We start from the raw sequence: 13,590 nt of genomic DNA on the forward strand, positions 1-13,590 counted from the left end.
GGAAAGGAGAAATCGCAATGGCCGACAACGACCCCACCAAACCGACTCCGAACAAGGAAAAGTTCAAGCCGCAGAACGTCCAGGATCCGCAGCAGAGCGGGAAGGACCGTGGCAAGCCAGGCGACACGGGCGGAATGGACATCGAGCAGGGCAGCAGCGGCGTCACCAAGGAAACGCCGAGCCGCTAGCAAGACCTCAGGGCAAAGTTAGGCGGACTGCCTCGCCAGTGTCTCGCGCACTGCCGCGATGGCTCCCGCCGCCTTTGCGCCGTCCGGACCGCCGCCCTGCGCCATGTCCACGCGGCCACCGCCACCCTTTCCGCCCAGCGCCTCCACACCCGCACGCATCAGCGCCACAGCGTCGAAGCGATCGGTGAGATCGTCGGTGACCGCGACTGCGAAGGCACCTTTGCCGTCGTTGACCGCGCAGATCGCCGCGACGCCCGAGCCCATCCGCTTCTTCGCTTCGTCGAGAAGCGGGCGCAGATCCTTGGGGTCTAGCCCCTCGATGACCCTGCCCGAATAGGCCACGCCGCCGATATCTTCGTCCGCGGTTGCCTCGCTGCTCGGGCTCGCTCCGTCGCCCGCGAGCGCCAGCGCACGCCGGGCCTCGGCGAGTTCCTTTTCGAGCTTCTTGCGCTCCTCGACCAAAGCCTCGACCCGCGCCGCGGCCTCGTCGGGCGAGGTGCGCAGCGTGCCGGCGATCGCCTGCAGCGCCTGATCGCGCGCGCCGAGCCACTGGCGCGCCGCCTCGCCGGTCACCGCCTCGATCCGGCGCACCCCGGAACTCACGGCGCTGTCCGAGACGATCTTGAACAGACCGATATCACCTGTCGCTTCGACATGGATGCCGCCGCACAGCTCGACCGAATAGTTGCGACGGCCCTCGCGGCCGGTGCCCATCGACAGCACGCGGACCTCGTCGCCGTATTTCTCGCCGAACAGCGCCAGCGCGCCGGCGGCGACCGCGTCGTCGGGGGTCATCAGCCGCGTCTGGACCGCCTCGTTGGCGCGAATCTCCGCATTGACCTCGGCCTCGATCGCCGCGATTTCCTCGGGCGTGAGAGGCTTGGGGTGCGAGAAATCGAACCGGAAGCGGTCGTCCGCCACCAGCGAACCTTTCTGCGTCACATGCTCGCCGAGCTGATCGCGCAGCGCGGCGTGGAGTAGATGGGTCGAGGAATGGTTCGCGCGGATGCGGTCGCGCCTTGGGGCATCGACCTCGAGGTGGACCGTGTTCCCGCGCTTCACCGCGCCCTTGGTGACGCGGCCCACATGGGTGTGCAGCCGGCCGAGCGGCTTGTTGGTGGTTTCGACCGCGAATTCTAGCCCTTCTGGGGTCCAGATCCGCCCGGCATCGCCGGTCTGGCCGCCGCTCTCGCCGTAGAAGGGCGTCTGATTGGTGAGCAAGATCACGCTCTCGCCCTCGCTCGCGCTCTCGACCTCGGCCCCGTCGCGGACGATGGCGATGACGGCGCCCTCGCCGGTAGTCGAACTGTAGCCGGTGAACTCGGTCGAGCCCTCGCGATCGGCAATGTCGAACCATACCTCCTCGCTCGCGGAATCGCCCGAACCCTTCCATGCCGCGCGGGCAGCGGCCTTCTGCTGCGCCATCGCGGAATCGAAGCCGGTGCGATCGACCGCGATGCCGCGGCTGCGCAGCGCATCCTCGGTGAGATCGTAGGGGAAGCCATAGGTGTCGTACAGCTTGAACGCGGTGGCGCCGTCGAGCGTGCCGCCCTCGCCCATTGCGCCGGTGGCTTCGTCGAGCAGGCGCAGCCCCTTGTCGAGCGTGCGCCGGAACTGCGTCTCCTCGCGCTCGAGCACTTCCTCGATTAGCGCCTGGCCGCGCTGCAATTCGGGATAGGCCTGACCCATCTCGGTAACCAGCGCGGGGACCAGGCGATGCATCAGCGGTTCTGCGGTGCCGAGCAGATGCGCGTGGCGCATCGCGCGGCGCATGATCCGCCGCAGCACATAGCCGCGCCCTTCGTTCGAAGGCAGCACGCCATCGGCAAGCAGGAAGCCGGTCGAGCGCAGATGATCGGCGATCACCCGGTGGCTGGCGGTGTTGTCGCCCTGCGCGAGGACGCCGGTCAGGCTCTCGCCCGCCGCAATCAGCGCCTTGAAGGTGTCGGTGTCGTAATTGTCGTGGACGCCCTGCAACACCGCGGCGATGCGTTCGAGCCCCATGCCGGTGTCGATCGAAGGCTTGGGCAGCGCTTCGCGGCTGCCGTCGGCCTGCTGCTCGAACTGCATGAACACCAGGTTCCAGATCTCGACGAAGCGATCGCCATCCTCCTCGGGCGAACCCGGAGGGCCGCCCCAGATATGCTCGCCATGATCGTAGAAGATTTCCGAGCACGGGCCGCAGGGGCCGGTGTCGCCCATCGACCAGAAATTGTCGGCGGTGGCGATGCGGATGATCCGCTCCTCGGGCAGGCCGCTGATCTTGCGCCACAGATCGAAGGCTTCGTCGTCGGTATGATAGACGGTGGCGGTGAGCCGGTCCGCGGGCAGGCCCCATTCCCTGGTGAGCAGGTTCCAGGCGTGCTCGATCGCCTGCTCCTTGAAATAGTCGCCGAAGCTGAAATTGCCGAGCATTTCGAAGAAGGTGTGGTGGCGCGCGGTGTAGCCGACATTGTCGAGATCATTGTGCTTGCCCCCGGCGCGGACGCATTTCTGGCTGCTGGCCGCGCGGGGGCTCGGCGGGGTTTCAAGCCCGGTGAAGGCATTCTTGAACGGCACCATGCCGGCGTTGACGAACATCAGCGTCGGGTCGCTGAACGGCACGAGCGGCGCGGACGCCACCTGCGCATGATCGGCGGCGGCGAAATAGTCGAGGAAGGACCGGCGGATGTCGTTGGTCGAAGTCATGAGGCGCAGTTAGGCAATCGCCGCCCGAGCGACAAGCGCGGAAAGGCGATTGCGGTGATCGCGCGCGGTGGCGCGGGGACGGCGAGAGGGGGGCGAGCCCCCCTACCAGGCGAAATAGGGACCGCCGCGCTCGCGCGCGCGCTGCCAGGCGGGGCGGGCGTGGACCGCCTCGACGAAGCGCGCCAGCTTTGGCGCGCGCTCGGCATAGCCCTGCATGACCGCGATCTCGGCGGGGAAGCTCATCAGCACGTCGGCGGCGGACCAGTCGTTGCCGACGAAATGAAGGGCTTCGCCGAGTTCGCGTTCGGTGAACAGGACATGCGCCTCGAGCTGTTCCTCGATCCGCGGCATCAGCGGTGCAGCGGCCTCGCCCAATCGGGCGCTATAGAGCTTGAGCATGACGGGGACGAAGAAGCTGCTCTCGCCGAACTGCATCCATTCGAGGTATTCCACCCATTGCGCGCTGTCGCGCGGCGGGAGCCAGGCATCGCCGCCATGCCGCTCGCACAGATACTGGATTATCGCGGCGCTTTCGGAGATCATCCGGCCCTCGTCCTCGATCACCGGCGATTTGCCGAGCGGGTGCGCCTGCTTGAGTTCGGGCGGCGCGAGATTGGTGGTGGCGTCGCGCTGGTAAGGGACGATCGTGTAATCGGCGCCTAATTCCTCGAGCAGCCAGAGGATCCGCTGAGAACGGCTGTTGTTGAGATGGTGGACGGTGATGGTCATGCTGGGATTCCTGACTGGTTCGGACGCTGGCGCTGGTTCGGGTGATGGTTCGCGACCGAGCCTATGCCATCCGCACCGGCGGGGCCACTACCATGTGAGATCATCCGACAGCCGCCCTTCGGGCCCTCGCGGCCTGAACACCCGGCGGGACGCACAGCGAGACACGCAGCGAAAAGCCGCCGCGACAAGAGGCCTTGGAGGGTCTGTCCTTGCGCACGGCGGCTTTCCGCGTGTCCGGACACCGCTTATGGGGACAGCCGGGGGTGACGGCTGCGGCGTCCGCTTGAGAAGATGCGTTCAGTCCTCCGCGTCAGGACCGGTCATCATCTTCTCGGCGACTTCGTCGGTGCGGCCGCGAATGGCGGCTTCCAACCGGTCGCAAACTTCGGGGTTCTCCTTCAGATAGGTCTTGGCGTTTTCGCGGCCCTGCCCGATCCGGATGCTGTCGTAGCTGAACCAGGAACCCGATTTCTCGACGATCCCGGCCTTGACGCCGAGATCGAGAATCTCGCCGATCTTGGAGATGCCCTCGCCATACATGATGTCGAATTCGACCTGTTTGAACGGCGGTGCGACCTTGTTCTTGACCACTTTGACGCGGGTGGAATTGCCGACGATATCGTCGCGATCCTTGATCTGTCCGGTGCGGCGGATGTCGAGCCGGACCGACGCGTAGAACTTGAGCGCGTTCCCGCCGGTGGTGGTCTCGGGATTGCCGTACATGACGCCGATCTTCATGCGCAGCTGGTTGATGAAGATCACCATGCATTTCGAGCGGCTGATCGAGCCGGTCAGCTTGCGCAGCGACTGGCTCATCAGGCGGGCCTGGAGCCCGACATGGCTGTCGCCCATCTCGCCCTCGATCTCGGCGCGCGGCACCAGCGCGGCGACCGAATCGATCACCAGCACGTCGATCGCGTTCGAGCGGACCAGCGTATCGACGATCTCGAGCGCCTGCTCGCCGGTGTCCGGCTGCGAGACGATCAATTCGTCGATATCGACCCCCAGCTTCTTGGCATAGACCGGATCGAGCGCATGCTCGGCATCGACGAAGGCGGCGGTGCCCCCGCCCTTCTGCGCCTCGGCGATGACATGCAGCGCGAGCGTGGTCTTGCCCGAGCTTTCCGGCCCATAGACTTCGATCACGCGCCCCTTGGGCAGGCCGCCGACGCCGAGCGCAATGTCGAGCCCGAGCGATCCCGTCGAGATCGACTCGATGCTCATCGCTTCCTTCTGGCCCAGCTTCATCGCCGAGCCCTTGCCGAATGCGCGATCGATCTGCGCAAGTGCGGCATCGAGTGCCTTTTGACGGTCCACGTCGACTTCCTTGTCTTTTACGAGCTTCAGACTTGCCGCCATGACATTCCCTCCTGCGCTTGACCAGAGTCGCTGCCGACTCATCAACGAAAGAGTGTGTACCGCTTTTGTTCCGGCAGAACAAGAGTGGAACGTAAAAATTCGGTCCGAGCGGAAGTTCAGCTCTCGAATTGGCCCTGTTCGCTCAGCACCTCGGCGACTTTCGCGTTGATCTGCTGGACGCTGAACGGCTTGGGAATGAAGTGCATATTCTCGATATCGATGTCGTTGCGCAGCTGTTCCTCGGCATAGCCCGACATGAACAGGATGGGGATCTTGGGTTTCACCCTGCGAACCGCGCGCGCCATCGCCGGGCCGTCCATCGCCGGCATCACGACATCCGAGACGATGAGGTCGAATTCGATCCCGCTGTTGGCCACCGCCGCGAGCCCGGCCTCGCCATCGGCGGCAGAGGTGACCGAGTAGCCCGCGCGGGTCAAAGCGCGCTCGGCCACAGCGCGAACCATGTCCTCGTCTTCCACCAGCAGCAGATTGCCTCCGCCCGACCAGTCGCTGGCCTTGGCATCGTCCACCTCCTCGCGCTGCCGCGGAGCCGGCATTTCGCCCTTATGGACCGGCAGATAGACAGTGAACCGCGCGCCCACAGGCGATCCGTCAGGACCCGGAACATTGTCGGCAAAGATGAAACCGTTGGATTGCTTGACGATGCCGTAGACGGTCGAAAGCCCCAGCCCCGTGCCCTTGCCCTGCTCCTTGGTCGTGAAGAAGGGCTCGAAGATCTTGTTGATCACGTTCTCGGGTATGCCCCCGCCGGTGTCCTGGACGATGAGGACGGTGTAGTCGTTGGCGGGCATGATATCGATGCCCATCTTGCGCACGTCGCGCGCCGAGACGTGCCGCGTCGCCAGCGTCAGCCTACCCTTGAGATCGGGCTGACCCTTACGCTCGGCATAGGCCTGCATGGCATCCCGAGCGTTCACCGCGAGATTGATGATGACCTGCTCGAGTTGCTGCGGGTCGGCGCGAACGGGCCCCAGTTCGCGATCGTGGCGAACGGAGAACTCGACCTTGCCGCCCATCAGCCGCTTGAGCAATTGGCTCACCTCGCTGACCACGTCGGGCATCTGCAACACCACCGGGCGCAGCGTCTGCTGGCGGCTGAAGGCGAGCAGCTGGCGAGTGAGCGAGGCGGCGCGGTTTGAATTGGCCTTGATCTGCTGGATGTCGTCGTAATCGCTGTCGCCCGGCGTGTGGCGCAGCAGCATAAGGTCGCAATAGCCGATGATCGCAGTGAGCACATTGTTGAAATCATGCGCCACGCCGCCTGCCAGCTGACCCACCGCCTGCATCTTGGTGGCCTGCGCGACCTGGCGCCTCAGGCGCTTCTCTTCCGTCGAGTCGGACAAGGACAGGAGGACCGCCGCATCGCCCAGCCCGCGCACCCCGGCAAGCCCGATGCTCACCGGCTCTTCCTTGTCGCCCCCCAGTCGCACCGCCATGTCGCCGCTCGCCGCGACGCCCTTGGCAAAGCGTCGTACGGTGTCGGAGATCGCCGCCTTGTCTTCGGCGACGACAAGGTCGGAGGGAAATTGGGGCAGACCGGATTTTTCCCGATCGATAGCGCGCAAGAACGCCTTATTGGCGAACAGGAAGCGGCCGTCGCGGTCGGTCAACGCCAGCCCCAGCGGCAATGCCGAAAGCAAGGCTTCGAGCTGCGGAACCGCCGCGCGCCCGCTGCCCTCCCAAGAGCCGCCGACCCCCACGCTGCTGTCGACCAACAACATCAGCGACGGCGCCTCGTCGGCACCGCTCACCTGCCTGCGGCCGGGCTCGTCGAGCGGGATGTGAACCAGAGTCTGCGGCGATCCCTGCTGCCCTTCGCGGGCGAAATATATCCGGTCGCGGTCGTCGGAACGAAGCAGCTGGACGAAATCCTTCCCCGAGAGCGAGCGTTCCGCATTGCCGGTCGTCCGCTCGGCCAGCCCCGGGGTGTGGTCGATCACGACGCCATCGGGCGCGACCAGAGCGACCTCCAGCCCGGCGCGCGATATCGTCGCGCCGAATGGCCCGGAAATGCGCTCCCCCAACCCGTCGTAGCTGCGGTGCTCGACGATCTCGTTGAACCGCCAGATCAGATAGTTCTCGCCGCGCCCGCTGCGCTCTACCGCAACGCGAAAAGTCCGTTCGCCATGAGCGAGACGAAGCGCCTCGGCCTCGCCGACACCGTCGCGCCATGCCGCCCGCGCGGCAGCGTTGGCGGCCTCCCGCCCATGCTCGTCCAGAGCCAGCGCCTGCGGCTCCGCGTCCATACCGAACCAGTGGCGGTAGGTGGAATTGGCACAGGTCAACCGGTTCGCACGATCGGTGATCGCAATGGCGGTCCGCTTGTTCTCGATCGCCGCATGGGTCACCGACCAATCGGGCGGCGCGAGATCGATCACGGTCTGTGTGGCCTTCAAGCGACCGGCCAACAGCAGGCCCAGCACGAGAGTGAGCAGCCCCCCGGCGTAGGCAGTCGCGATTAGACCGCTCGACCCTATCAGCCAGAGCAACCCGGCCGACAGAACCATGGCAATCAGCAGGCCGATGAGCAGCGGGATCGGGGGCAGGCGCAAAAGACCGTCCTCGTTCGCGGTCATCATGCGTCCTCCGCCTTTGATCGGACAATCGTCCCATCCATAGAATCGAGCCGCTTTTTGCGCCGACGTATCACCAGATTTCGCCAGACGAACCCGGCGATAAGATAACCCAAGGCCGCGCCCACGACCGCCAAGACGATGAAGCCGAACGCGGTAGTGCCCGCCATCTCGAAGAGCTCCGCCAGAGGCCCCCGGTCGTGGGCAATTTCGGACGCAGCCCCGACGCCGACCGCGGCGTCGATATTGAGGACGGTGGCGCCGACCTTATTGGCCACCAGCACCCAGAAAGGGAAGGTGAACGGATTCGTCACGAAGGTGACCGCTGCCGCGAGCGGCACATTGGCCCGGGATGGCAGCGCGAGGAACGCAGCGAGGAATATTTGCCCCAACGGCACGATGAATGCAGCAAACAGGCCGAGCGCGACCCCCCGCGGTACCGAGCGCCGGGTGAACCGCCACAGCTCCGGGCTGAGGAAGCGGTGACCGATCGGCTGCAGATATTTGTTGCGCGCCATCTGCTCGCGCGTCGGCATATGCTTGCGGAGAAAGTCCGCCAAAAAGGTCTTGGATCGCCGACTGCTCATCGCTTCGCCGCAGCATTGTGCCGCCAAATGGCGCGACGCAAGGGGGCTGAAAAGGTTGGCGGCATGAAGAGCATCCGAGCTTGGGTGATTAGGGGCACGGGCCTGTCGGCTGCGTGAATTCAACCCACAGATTGTGCGTACAACGCGAAGCGGCTAGCCGCGGTCGCGCATCAGGCGCGCCTTGTCCCTCTGCCAATCGCGATCCTTGATCGTCTGGCGCTTGTCGTGCGCCTGCTTTCCCTTGGCCAGCGCCAGCTCGACCTTCGCGCGGCCGGTCGAGTTGAAATAGACCGACAGCGGCACCAGCGTCATGCCCTTGCGCTCGATCGCGCCGAACAGGCGTTCGATCTCGCGCTCGTGCAGCAACAGCTTGCGCGGGCGCTTGGGCTCGTGGTTCTCGCGGTTGCCATGCGCGTATTCGGGAATGTTGGCGTTGACCAGCCAGACCTGCCCGCCGCGGATCTCGGCATAGCTTTCCTTGATCGAGGCCTGGCCTGCGCGCAGCGCCTTCACCTCGGTACCGGACAGCGCCAGTCCGGCTTCGAGCGTGTCCTCGACGTGATAGTCGAACCGCACGCGCCGGTTGTCGGCGACGGTCTTCTGCTTGTCGAAAGTGGCGGGCTTGGGACGGGCCATGATGACGGCCACTTAGGACGGCGGATGGCAAAGGGAAAGGGGCCGGGTGCGATGTTGCCCCCGGGGGCGCTCTGGCCGGAAAGACCCAGAGGCGGGATGTTACACCAGCCCGGCGTGCTCCAGCGCGGCGTCGACCGCCTTGCGCGCCTCGGGACTGCAGGCGCACAGCGGCAGGCGCACCTCGTCGGTCAGCCAGCCGTGAACCCGCGACAGCGCGTATTTGACCGGGGCGGGCGAGCTGTCCTCGAACATGGCGTAATGCAAGGGATAGAGCCGGTCGTTCAATTGGCGCGCCTTGACCAGATCATTGTCCGCGCAGGCCTGCTGAAACTCGGCGCACAGGGCGGGCGCGACATTGGCCGTGACCGAGATACAGCCCTTCCCGCCCGCGGCATTGAACGGCAACGCCAGTTCGTCATTGCCCGAAAGCTGGCAGAATTCCTTGCCGATCCCCATGCGATGATCGGCAACCCGGCTCAGATCCTCGCTGGCATCCTTGATGGCGATGATGTTGTCGGGATATCTGTTCGCCAGCGCGATCGTGGTTTCGGGTGCGATATCTGTCACCGTTCGCGCCGGGACATTGTAGAGCACGATCGGCAGATCGCAGTTCTCCGCCAGATGGCTGAAGTGCGCAATCAGACCCGCCTGACTGGGGCGGTTGTAATAGGGCGCCACGCACAGCGCCGCCGCGGCACCGGCCTTCTTCGAAAAATGCATGTGCAGGAGCGCGTTCTTGGTGTCGTTGCTGCCGCAGCCGGCGATCACCGGCACGCGGCCCGCGGCCTGCTCGATGCAGACCTCGACCACGCGATGGTGCTCGGCGTTGGACAGCGTCGAGGCCTCGCCGGTCGTGCCGCAAGGCACCAGAGCCGAGCTGCCATTGTCGATCTGCCAGTCGACCAGCCGCCGGAAAGCGCCCTCGTCGAACGTTCCGTCGCGAAAAGGAGTCACCAGGGCCGGTATCGAGCCAGAGAACATTTACGGAAGTCCTGCATTGGTCCCATGAACGCAGAATTCTTGCGCGCTGGGAGGTAAATCGTTCAGCGCCTGATAAGGAGCCGAGAGGCATTATGTCCAGCATGGGTCACAAAACACTTACATCTTTCGCACTCCTCGCCGGCACCGCGCTGGCCCCACCGTTGGCTGCGCAGTCCATGGACATTGCGCAGGACGCTCGCTCGAACATGGTCGCGATGCAGCCCACCCGGATGGCCGAAGCGGTCGACCGCTGGAACTATCTGCGCGAACAGCAGAACCTGCCGTTCGCGACTTATGCCAATTTCATCACCACCTATCCCGGCTTCCCCATGCAGGACCGGTTGCAGCAACGCGCCGAAGCCGCGCTGGACAGCGATCCGGTCGGTCCCGAAACGCTGGTCGCCTTCTTCGATCGCAATCCGCCGGTGACCAATGCCGCGAAGGCGCGCTACGCGCTGGCGCTGGCGACCCAGAACCGCCCCGAAGCCTTCGGAGTGGCGCGCGATGCCTGGCGCGGCGGCACGATGAGCGGCACCGCTGAAGCCTATCTGCAGGGCCTCTACGGCGCCCGCTTCACCGCCGAGGATCACGACGAGCGAATGAACGCGCTGCTGTGGCAGGGCGATAGCGAAGGGGCCGCGCGGCACGTCCTGCGCGTCTCTCCGGCGCAGCGCGATCTGGCCATGGCGCGGCTGGCGCTGATCCAGGGCGAGACGCCCTCCTCCGCCGGCCTCGCGGTTCCCGACGATGCGCGGTCCGATCCGGGCTATGTCTACAATCTCCTCCGCCACTATCGCACGAGCGATCAGATTCCGCAGGCGGCGGCGCTGCTGACCAGCCGTCCGACCTTCACCCGTCCCGCTTTCGATGGAGAGGCCATGATCGGCGAGATGCTGCGCGTCGCGCGCGGCGCCGGATCCGATCAGGCAGCGCGGATAGCCGCCTCGGTCGACGATCTGTTCGCCCCCGGCTACGACGTCAGCGATGGCGCCTATCGTCTGCGCGACGATTACACCTCGCTGATGTGGCTGGGCGGTACCAGCGCATTGTGGGATCTCGGCGACGGTGCGCGCGCCGCCCCCCTGTTCTATCGCTACGGTGCGGCGGCCAAGACCCCGCAAACCCGCTCCAAGGGCTTCTACTGGGCCGGGCTCGCGGCTTCGCGCGCGGGAATGACGCAGGAGGCCGAGCGCTATTTCAACCTCGCGGCGCAATATCCCGACCGCTTCTACGGCCAGTTGGCGCTCGACAAGCTCGGACGACCGGTACCGCCGCTGCAGCGCGTCGCCGTCGCCACGCCGACCCAAGAGCAGCGCCGCGAATTCGCCAACTCGCCGCTGGTGGCAGCGACCCGTCAGGTTGCTCAGGGCGCACCGTGGAGCACGGGAATCCAGTTCTATCGCGAGCTGGCCCAATCCGCCGATACGCCCGAAGAACACGCATTGGTGGCCGAGCTCGCTCGCGAGATCGGGCGCCGCGACCTCGCCGTCAACGTCACCGAAGCGGCTGCGGCGGACGGAGTGGACAGCTTCGTGGCGCAGGGCTTCCCCACGCTCACGCTGCCCCAGGGAGCGAATTTCACGCTCGTCCACGCGATCGCCCGCCAGGAAAGCCAGTTCGCGCAGAACGCGATCAGCCATGCCGGTGCACGCGGGCTGATGCAGCTGATGCCCGGCACCGCCCGCGAGGAAGCCGGTCGCGCGGGCATGAATTACATGAGCGCCGACCTGATCGAGGACGCGAATTACAACATCCGGCTGGGCAGCAACCACATCGAGCGGCTCGTCTCCTATTACGACGGCAGCTATCCGCTCGCCTTCGCCGCCTACAACGCCGGACCGGGCAATGTGAACAAATGGCTCCGCGCCAATGGCGACCCGCGCACGGGCGCGATCGGCTGGCTCGAATGGATCGAGAAGGTGCCGTTCTTCGAAACCAAGAACTACATCCACCGGGTGATCGAGAACGCGGCGGTCTACGAACAGCTCTATCCCGATCGGACGCCCTATGGCCGGGCGCGGACGGTGAGTGACTTCCTCCGCTAGAATGCGTTAGGGAGGCGCACCATGCCCGCGCCCGCCAACCCCATCACGCCATTCGGGCACCAGGCGCTCAAGGCGCGCTACGATCATCTGCTGGGCACCGAACGCCCGGCGATCGTCGAGATCGTGAGCTGGGCGGCGGGCAATGGCGATCGCAGCGAGAATGGTGATTACATCTATGGCCGCAAGCGGATGCGCGAGATCGACCGCGAGCTCGCGCATCTGGCGCGGCGGTTGAAGGCGGCGCGCGTCATCGATCCGAGCGAGCAGCCTGACAAGCAGCGCGCCTTTTTCGGCGCGACGGTGACGCTTGCGGATGAGGACGACGAACAGAAATGCGTGACCCTGGTCGGCGACGATGAGCAGGATGCGGCCCAAGGACTAATCGGCTGGTCTTCGCCACTGGCGCGCGCGTTAAAGGGCGCTTCGGTCGGCGATCTGCGCTCGGTCCGCCTGCCGCGCGGGGTGAAGGAATGGGAAGTGATCGATATCGCCTATGGCTAGGCTGGGCTTCCTCGTTCTTCTGCTCGCCATCGCCCTGCCGCTAGCGGCCAAGGAGAGCCTAGGCGTTTTCGATGGCTGGGGCGCCTTCCGGGACGAGGCGGGGCCACGCTGCTATGCGATTGCCGTCCCGCGCGCGAACACCGGTTCCCGCGATGCGCAAGCCTTTGCGAGCATCGCCACCTGGCCGCAGCGCGAGATCCGCGGCCAAGTTCATTTCCGTCTGTCGCGCGCAAGGCGGGTCGACAGCGCGGCGACGTTGCAGATCGGTAGCGAACGCTTCGAACTGACCGGCGGCGGCGTGAACGCCTGGGGGGCCGATCGCCGGATGGATGCCGCTATCACTGCGGCGTTGCGATCGGCAAAGCAGATGAGGGTGACCGCTACCGACACGCGCGGGCGCCGCTTCGTCGACAGCTACGCGTTGAGCGGCGTGGCATCGGCGATGGATGCCGCGACCGTCGGCTGCGCAAGACGCGGCTAGGAACCAAAAAGAAAAGGCGAGCCGCAGCACGAGGCTGCGACCCGCCGATCCTTGCACCTCTTTCGATCAGAAGCGGAAGCCGACCCCGGCCACGACCTGATGACGATCGGTGTCGATGTCGAAATTCGCCGTGTCGGGCGCATCGCCGGCATAGTCGATCTCGGCATCGCTGTAGTTCGAATAGCGATATTCCAGCTTCACGAAGCTGCGTTCGTTCATCGCATATTCGACGCCCGCACCAACGCGGTAACCGTCGGCGTCGATATCCTCATCGAAGGTCTCCGTGCCGAAGGTCGACCGGATGTTGTACTTGGCGTTGGTGTAGCCGCCCTTGGCATAGACCAGCAGGTCAGGCTGAGCGAGAAGGCCGACCCGCGCGCCGATGTAGAGGTCGCGGCCGGTCTCGACATTGCCCAGACCGAAACCCTCGAAGTCGCCATCCTGGAACTCGACATCGGCGGTCGAGCCAGTGTATTCGCCTTCGACGCCCAGCACGACGCCGCCGGCGTTGAAGTCGTAACCCAGGCCGCCGCCATAGACGACGCCCTCGATCGACTGATCATTGTCGACGCTCGAATCGTCGTCGATCGAGCTGCCAGCGGAACTGCTGTCATAACCGCCGAGAATCTCGACGCGGGGGCCGGTGAACGTGCCGTCGACCGCGCTCTGGGCCATCGCCGGGGCGGAAATCGAAAGAGCCGAACCTGCGACCAGAAGGACTGTTGCGTATTTCATTGAATATACTCCGTTATCGTAAACCCGCGGGTTCTGCCGCGTGGACCTGATCAACGGGAAGATGGG

The 13,590-nt window shown here is 65.4% G+C and carries 12 protein-coding genes; 4 read left to right on the forward strand and 8 right to left on the reverse strand.

Annotated elements, in window-relative coordinates; genetic code table 11:
• Positions 1-17: 17 nt before the first annotated feature.
• Positions 18-188, forward strand: coding sequence for a hypothetical protein (locus Q9K01_RS08550; protein WP_305929786.1), 171 nt, complete (start codon positions 18-20; stop codon positions 186-188).
• Between the two features lie 18 nt (positions 189-206).
• Here Q9K01_RS08550 and alaS read toward each other — a convergent pair whose 3' ends face one another.
• The 7 genes from alaS to dapA all read right to left on the reverse strand — a co-directional run bounded on the left by alaS (position 207) and on the right by dapA (position 9,762).
• The gene (alaS, locus tag Q9K01_RS08555) at positions 207-2,876 is read right to left on the reverse strand and encodes an alanine--tRNA ligase (RefSeq protein WP_305929787.1); all 2,670 of its coding nucleotides are present in this window, start codon (positions 2,874-2,876) and stop codon (positions 207-209) included.
• Between the two features lie 102 nt (positions 2,877-2,978).
• Positions 2,979-3,605: a glutathione S-transferase family protein gene (locus tag Q9K01_RS08560; RefSeq protein ID WP_305929788.1), complete on the reverse strand. Its 627-nt coding sequence runs from the start codon at positions 3,603-3,605 to the stop codon at positions 2,979-2,981.
• A 297-nt stretch (positions 3,606-3,902) separates the two neighbouring features.
• On the reverse strand, positions 3,903-4,964 hold the full coding sequence (gene recA / locus Q9K01_RS08565; protein WP_305929789.1) for a recombinase RecA: 1,062 nt from the start codon (positions 4,962-4,964) through the stop codon (positions 3,903-3,905).
• 116 nt (positions 4,965-5,080) lie between these two features.
• On the reverse strand, positions 5,081-7,561 hold the full coding sequence (locus Q9K01_RS08570; RefSeq protein ID WP_422785304.1) for a hybrid sensor histidine kinase/response regulator: 2,481 nt from the start codon (positions 7,559-7,561) through the stop codon (positions 5,081-5,083).
• Complete coding sequence (locus tag Q9K01_RS08575) at positions 7,561-8,094, reverse strand: DUF2062 domain-containing protein (protein WP_305929791.1); 534 nt, start codon at positions 8,092-8,094, stop codon at positions 7,561-7,563. Before Q9K01_RS08575 ends, Q9K01_RS08570 begins: the two co-directional genes overlap by 1 nt.
• Positions 8,095-8,298: 204 nt before the next feature.
• The gene (gene smpB, locus Q9K01_RS08580) at positions 8,299-8,781 is read right to left on the reverse strand and encodes an SsrA-binding protein SmpB (protein WP_305929792.1); all 483 of its coding nucleotides are present in this window, start codon (positions 8,779-8,781) and stop codon (positions 8,299-8,301) included.
• Positions 8,782-8,880: 99 nt separating this feature from the next.
• On the reverse strand, positions 8,881-9,762 hold the full coding sequence (gene dapA, locus Q9K01_RS08585; protein WP_305929793.1) for a 4-hydroxy-tetrahydrodipicolinate synthase: 882 nt from the start codon (positions 9,760-9,762) through the stop codon (positions 8,881-8,883).
• 161 nt (positions 9,763-9,923) lie between these two features.
• On the opposite strand from dapA, the gene Q9K01_RS08590 reads away from it, so the two are divergent.
• Genes Q9K01_RS08590 through Q9K01_RS08600 form a run of 3 tightly spaced genes read left to right on the forward strand, consistent with a single transcriptional unit; the run spans position 9,924 to position 12,789 of the window.
• Positions 9,924-11,807: a lytic transglycosylase domain-containing protein gene (locus Q9K01_RS08590; RefSeq protein WP_340324265.1), complete on the forward strand. Its 1,884-nt coding sequence runs from the start codon at positions 9,924-9,926 to the stop codon at positions 11,805-11,807.
• Between the two features lie 21 nt (positions 11,808-11,828).
• Positions 11,829-12,308: a GreA/GreB family elongation factor gene (locus Q9K01_RS08595; protein ID WP_305929795.1), complete on the forward strand. Its 480-nt coding sequence runs from the start codon at positions 11,829-11,831 to the stop codon at positions 12,306-12,308.
• A complete protein-coding gene (locus Q9K01_RS08600) occupies positions 12,301-12,789 on the forward strand; it encodes an invasion associated locus B family protein (RefSeq protein WP_305929796.1) in 489 nt (162 codons plus the stop codon). The genes Q9K01_RS08595 and Q9K01_RS08600 overlap by 8 nt, the downstream gene beginning before the upstream one ends.
• A gap of 66 nt (positions 12,790-12,855) precedes the next feature.
• On the opposite strand, the gene Q9K01_RS08605 is transcribed toward Q9K01_RS08600, so the two are convergent.
• Positions 12,856-13,524, reverse strand: a complete 669-nt coding sequence (locus Q9K01_RS08605) for an outer membrane protein (RefSeq protein ID WP_305929797.1) — start codon at positions 13,522-13,524, stop codon at positions 12,856-12,858.
• Positions 13,525-13,590 lie beyond the last annotated feature (66 nt).

Origin of the sequence: Qipengyuania benthica (assembly GCF_030717865.1) — a bacterium.
In the GTDB taxonomy this organism is placed as follows: domain Bacteria; phylum Pseudomonadota; class Alphaproteobacteria; order Sphingomonadales; family Sphingomonadaceae; genus Qipengyuania; species Qipengyuania benthica.

Excerpts from the sequence above, each read along its gene's own strand:
- Q9K01_RS08550 (WP_305929786.1), top strand. The coding sequence starts at position 18 with ATGGCCGACAACGACCCCACCAAACCGACTCCGAACAAGGAAAAGTTC.
- alaS (WP_305929787.1), bottom strand. The coding sequence starts at position 2,876 with ATGACTTCGACCAACGACATCCGCCGGTCCTTCCTCGACTATTTCGCC.
- Q9K01_RS08560 (WP_305929788.1), bottom strand. The coding sequence starts at position 3,605 with ATGACCATCACCGTCCACCATCTCAACAACAGCCGTTCTCAGCGGATC.
- recA (WP_305929789.1), bottom strand. The coding sequence starts at position 4,964 with ATGGCGGCAAGTCTGAAGCTCGTAAAAGACAAGGAAGTCGACGTGGAC.
- Q9K01_RS08570 (WP_422785304.1), bottom strand. The coding sequence starts at position 7,561 with ATGACCGCGAACGAGGACGGTCTTTTGCGCCTGCCCCCGATCCCGCTG.
- Q9K01_RS08575 (WP_305929791.1), bottom strand. The coding sequence starts at position 8,094 with ATGCCGACGCGCGAGCAGATGGCGCGCAACAAATATCTGCAGCCGATC.
- smpB (WP_305929792.1), bottom strand. The coding sequence starts at position 8,781 with ATGGCCCGTCCCAAGCCCGCCACTTTCGACAAGCAGAAGACCGTCGCC.
- dapA (WP_305929793.1), bottom strand. The coding sequence starts at position 9,762 with ATGTTCTCTGGCTCGATACCGGCCCTGGTGACTCCTTTTCGCGACGGA.
- Q9K01_RS08595 (WP_305929795.1), top strand. The coding sequence starts at position 11,829 with ATGCCCGCGCCCGCCAACCCCATCACGCCATTCGGGCACCAGGCGCTC.
- Q9K01_RS08600 (WP_305929796.1), top strand. The coding sequence starts at position 12,301 with ATGGCTAGGCTGGGCTTCCTCGTTCTTCTGCTCGCCATCGCCCTGCCG.
- Q9K01_RS08605 (WP_305929797.1), bottom strand. The coding sequence starts at position 13,524 with ATGAAATACGCAACAGTCCTTCTGGTCGCAGGTTCGGCTCTTTCGATT.